The sequence below is a fragment of the Porticoccus sp. genome (assembly GCA_023261185.1).
GTDB lineage: Bacteria > Pseudomonadota > Gammaproteobacteria > Pseudomonadales > Porticoccaceae > Porticoccus > Porticoccus litoralis.
Genome location: JALRJN010000011.1, coordinates 1 through 5,448, shown reverse-complemented (window position 1 = coordinate 5,448; position 5,448 = coordinate 1). Strand labels below are relative to the sequence as shown.

At 50.7% G+C, this 5,448-nt stretch carries 2 protein-coding genes; both read right to left on the bottom strand.

All coding sequences use genetic code 11. The annotated features are described in order from the left end of the window. Positions 1-1,203: 1,203 nt before the first annotated feature. On the bottom strand, positions 1,204-4,332 hold the full coding sequence (locus tag ACYZYZ_RS01095) for an efflux RND transporter permease subunit (RefSeq protein ID WP_461482956.1): 3,129 nt from the start codon (positions 4,330-4,332) through the stop codon (positions 1,204-1,206). Continuing rightward, a partial coding sequence (locus ACYZYZ_RS01090) for an efflux RND transporter periplasmic adaptor subunit (protein WP_461482955.1) occupies positions 4,329-5,448 on the bottom strand: 1,120 nt, incomplete at its 5' end. The genes ACYZYZ_RS01090 and ACYZYZ_RS01095, both read right to left, overlap by 4 nt.

Genomic DNA, 5,448 nt, shown 5'->3' with positions numbered 1-5,448 from the left:
GATCTGTTCCTTGCCTTGATATGAGTCAATCATCAGTTCTAAACCCGAGAGAAAATCCAAAGAATTTGTCCGGCTTTTTGTCACCTTACACCTGTGTCCAAGACACAGGTCAAGCAATTTTCATTAACAGGTATCAGGCCTCTCGTACTCACTATTACACGCACCTCGATCTGTAGCCTGTACGCCGTCAACCGTTAATATTGGCCAGATATCCTGTCGCGGCGTTTCTGCATTGAATCGACCCGTACACAACTCCCAAGCTGCACCTGGACTTATCCATTGTCATAGTAGAGCGGCGTTTCTGACCTTAAGATGACCCGTGTATTACATTGCTGTAATGGATGTGTAATCCTGTTTACCCTGGCTAGTCGGAACATGCGTTGCTCCCAGCACAAAGCGGGAGAACCGCCAGCAGGGATTTCAAAGGTTCAGGAACCAGGATCCGCAAAGGCGGAACCATTCACGAAACAGGTATCGCAGTTGTTATACCAGCGGGATTACCGGCCTGATCAGGCCGTTTTGGGAGGATGAAAAATACGTGAGGGGAGCCGCGCCAACAGTGGTTCCGGCGGGGTATTGAACACATCGCAGGCGGCATGATTCATAGTATTTTTATAAAATGAACCGACAGCCCCAACTGTTCCCGAGGCTGAACAGGTTGGCGCACAATGACTGGCCGATAGACAGCCTGAGTCACAATGACCGGTTAAGCACTTACCGCAGGGTTTGGACAAATCACTACTGTCGGCAATTTGGTGACAGGGCATTGTCGAAGCAGTGAGGCTATGCCCTGCCGCCTGTTTACCATACTCATTCGGGTTGAGAGGATTGGAAGTGGCCGCTGGGACTGGGAGCGTATGGTCCAGATCCGATACTGAGGCGATCGCGCCAATATTGGGCGCACTTGCTGATACTGGAGAGTGAACCTGTATATCTCCGGGTAATGCAGCCATCAGTGGTTGCGCAAGCAACCCCCAAATGACCAGCACAATACCCAGATAATGAACCATATCGGCCCCCCTTTATTGACCGTTTTAATCTAGCAGATCTGATATTGCCAGTTCTTGATCTGAATCAAATGTTTGACACCGATGTGTTTCTCATCGGTTCCACAACCAGAACCAACGGGGAGGCCAGGAATATAGGGTTAGAATTCAGAACGGCGCACCCGAACTTTATAATCGGGTACGCCAGGTTCATTGATTAAGTTCCGTCATTACCCTTGCTCTGCTTCCAAAGCAGATAAACCGCCGGCAATACCAACAATGTCAATACCAAAGCACTGAGCATGCCCCCCACCATAGGTGCAGCAATTCTGCTGACCACTTCCGCCCCTGTACCGGTACTGAACATGATCGGCAGTAAGCCGACAATAGTAGAGACTGTCGTCATCATCACCGGTCTAACACGTAAGCCTGCACCGTGAAGAACAGCTTCCCGTAATCCTTTCATACTCGGTGTGATGCCCCGCTCCTCACACTGAAGCAAGAAAAGCGTATGTGCCTGGTTGAGATAGACCAGCATAATGACGCCAATTTCTACCGCCACGCCCGCCAACGCGATAAAACCCACACCCACAGCAACGGAAAAGTTGTAACCAAGCAAATACATCAACCAGATGGACCCAATCATTGCCAGTGGTAAGGTGCCCATAATGATGGCGACCTCGGCAACACTGCGGAAATTTAAATAGAGCAGCACGATGATAATTGCCAGAGTCAGAGGCACCACGTAGGAGAGCTTCTCTTTGGCCCGCAACATGTATTCATACTGTCCCGACCAATTCAGGGAGTAGCTTGTTGGTAGTTCGACCTGATCGGCCACCACTTTCATAGCGTCTTCCACATAACTGCCGACATCCACTCCGTCGATATCGACAAAGGTCCAACCATTAAGACGGGCGTTTTCACTCTTGATGGCAGGCGGCCCGTCTTCAACATAAACACGAGCAACATCCCCCAATGCAATGCGCTGACCACTGGTCGTGACAATAGGCAGCAGAGCTAACTGCTCGGGAGAGTTGCGATAATCTTGTGGGTAACGCAGGTTGACGGGGTAACGTTCCAGCCCTTCGATAGTCTGCGCTACGTTCATACCGCCTATAGCGGTGGCAACCACTTGCTGCACATCGGCGATATTGAGGCCATAGCGTGCGGCTTTTTCTCGCTGAATATCCACCTTGATATAACGGCCACCCGCTACTCGCTCGGAATATACTGAGGCTGTGCCAGGTACATCTTTGAGCACCTGCTCCAAACGCTTGCCGATTTTTTCGATCTCCTTGAGGTCGGGGCCAGCCACCTTAATACCCACCGGGGTTTTTATACCGGTAGCCAGCATGTCGATGCGGGTTTTGATGGGCATCACCCAGGCATTGGTCAAGCCGGGAAACTTCACCAGCGCATCAAGCTCCTTCTTGAGTTTGTCGGTGGTCATGCCATCGCGCCACGCCTCTCTGGGTTTCAACTGAATAAAGGTTTCAATCATGGTTAGCGGCGCCGGATCTGTAGCAGTTTCAGCCCGTCCAATTTTGCCAAATACGGTTTCTACTTCCGGAACTGTGGCAATCAGCTTGTCAGTCTGTTGCAGGATTTCCCGCGCCTTGCCGATGGACAGGCCCGGATAGGTAGTGGGCATGTACATCAGGTCGCCTTCATCCAGATCGGGTATGAATTCGCTGCCAATCTTGTTAAGCGGCCAGATCCCAACAAGAAACACAACGCCAGCCATGGCGAGTGTGATTTTTGGAAAGCGCAAAACACCCTTGAGCAGCGGCATATAGCCTGCAATCAGCAACCTGTTGATGGGGTTTTTTCTCTCGGCGACCACCTTGCCCCTGATAAAATACCCCATCAACACCGGCACCACTGTCACTGCCAACGCGGCGCTGGCGGCCATGGCATAGGTTTTAGTGAAGGCTAGGGGACTAAACATTCGGCCTTCCTGAGCCTCCAGGGTAAATACCGGCACAAAGCTGACGGTGATAATCAGCAGACTGAAAAACAATGCCGGGCCGACTTCGCTGGCAGACTCTGCCACCACTTTCCAACGGTTCTTTGGCGTCAACGGCGTACGTTCCATATGCTTATGCATATTTTCAATCATCACAATCGCACCATCTATCATGGCACCGATGGCAATCGCGATTCCTCCAAGGGACATAATGTTTGCATTAATGCCTTGCCAGTACATCACAATAAAGGCCGTCAGGATTCCCAGCGGCAGGCTAACGACTGCCACCAGTGATGACCTGACATGAAATAAGAAAATGACACAGATCAACGCGACGATAGCAAGCTCTTCAACCAGACTTTTCCATAAACTGTCAATGGCGCTAGAGATCAATCGAGATCGGTCGTAAACCGTGACAATTTCTACGCCTTCCGGCAAACCCACCTTGAGTTTTTCCAACTTTGCTTTGACGCCATCAATGGTTTTCTGGGCATTCTCGCCAAAGCGCATGACGACAATCCCACCTACCACCTCTCCCTCACCATTAAGTTCAGCAATACCACGGCGCATTTGCGGACCCAGTTCAATATCGGCCACATCCTTTAATAACAGCGGTGTGCCATTCATATCCAAACCCAGAGGAATGGTTCTCAGATCGTCAATACCCTGGATATAGCCACTGGCACGCACCATATATTCCGCTTCACTCATCTCCACAACAGAAGCACCAACTTCCTGATTACCACGTTGGATGGCCATCTGGATATGAGAGAGAGGAATATTAAAAGCACGAAGCTTGTCCGGATTTACTTTGACCTGATACTGTTTGACCATACCGCCAAGCGCAGAGACTTCTGACACCCCCGGCACCGTTTGCAGTTCGTATTTCAAAAACCAATCCTGCAGGCTGCGCAACTGACTGATGTCGTGCTGACCAGTTCTATCTACCAACGCGTAGAGATAAACCCATCCCACGCCAGTCGCATCCGGTCCCAATTGTGGTCTGGCACTGGGTGGCAGCGTCGGCGCCACCTGCGACAGGTATTCCAATACCCGCGAGCGGGCCCAGTAAGCATCGGTATCTTCATCAAAAATGACATAGACATAGGAGTCGCCAAAAAACGAGTAGCCGCGTACGGTGACCGCACCCGGTACTGACAACATGGCAGTAGTCAGCGGATAGGTGACCTGATCTTCCACCACCTGCGGCGCCTGCCCCGGATAACTGGTTTTGATAATCACCTGCACGTCCGACAAATCGGGAATAGCATCTACCGGTGTATTTTTAAGGGACCAGCCACCAATTCCCACCAACATCAAGGTGGCCAACAGAACAAAAAAACGGTTATGAACGGACCAGCGAATAATTGCTTCGATCATTGTCCGGCCTCCTGCTGGTGCTCACTGTGATCCATCCCGCTATGATCCATCTCCTGATGATTCATACTTTCAAGATCACTGTGTTCCATGGCATCGGTTGGCTGGACATTGTCTGGATCCATGTCGGGAATATGCACTTGGCTAATCACGAAATTATTGTCTTCCCGGCGAATCTCCACATGGATATTCATTCCAGAACCAAACCGGCTCATATCCACCGCTTCGTCGACCGTAAAGTCCATTACCATAGCCGGCCACTGCCAACCTTCGATGGCTGCATGCGCCAGAGTTACCATTCGATGCTCTGTCATCAGGCTTTCAACACGTGCACTTACCCAGACCGAGTCGGAACTTGCGGTTATCCGATCATCTGCATGGGCCATGCGCTTGAAGTCTGAGGTTTTGCTGGATTCGGAATCAATCAGGAACTGGGCAGACGTAACAATACGCTCACCGTCTTTTAAACCAGAAAGAATTTCCACCTTATCTTCACCAATTCTGCCTACCTTCACTGCGATGGACTTAAAACGCCCTTCACCTTTTGCCAATACCACTCTTGATTGGCTACCGGTACGAATCAGTGCTTCACGGGGAATGAGTAAAGTCTCCCGCGAGGGCTTGGTAACTATTGTCATTTGCGCAAACATGCCCGGCCTCAGGAATCTATCCGAGCTGTCAAAATGCACCCTCACCTGAGCGGTACGCGTTTTGGCGTTCAGAGAGGGGTAAATATAATCAACATTTCCTTTCCACTCGCGACCGGGTAAATAATCCAGTCGCATGCGCACTGCATCACCCACTTGCACACTGGCCGCCTGCCGTTCAAATATTTCACCAATCACCCAGATATGCTCCAGTTGGCCTATGGCCATCATCTCCATACCCGGCTTAACAAACATCCCTTCCCGAGTGTTCAGATTATCCAATACCCCAGATTGAGGTGCAGTGATGGTAATGGTCTGACTAACCTTTGCGGATTTTTTCAGTCGGTGGATCTCCGATTCCGGCACCTGTAAAGCCGACAGCCGCTCCATGGCAGCAGTGATTAGTGTTGGGTTATTTCGCTTTAATGCCAGCAACAGTTCTTCCTGGGCATTGACCAGGGTAGGCGAATAT

What these genes read in the sequence shown, in the direction of transcription:
- ACYZYZ_RS01095 (WP_461482956.1), bottom strand. Translation starts at nt 4,332, where the DNA reads ATGATCGAAGCAATTATTCGCTGGTCCGTTCATAACCGTTTTTTTGTT.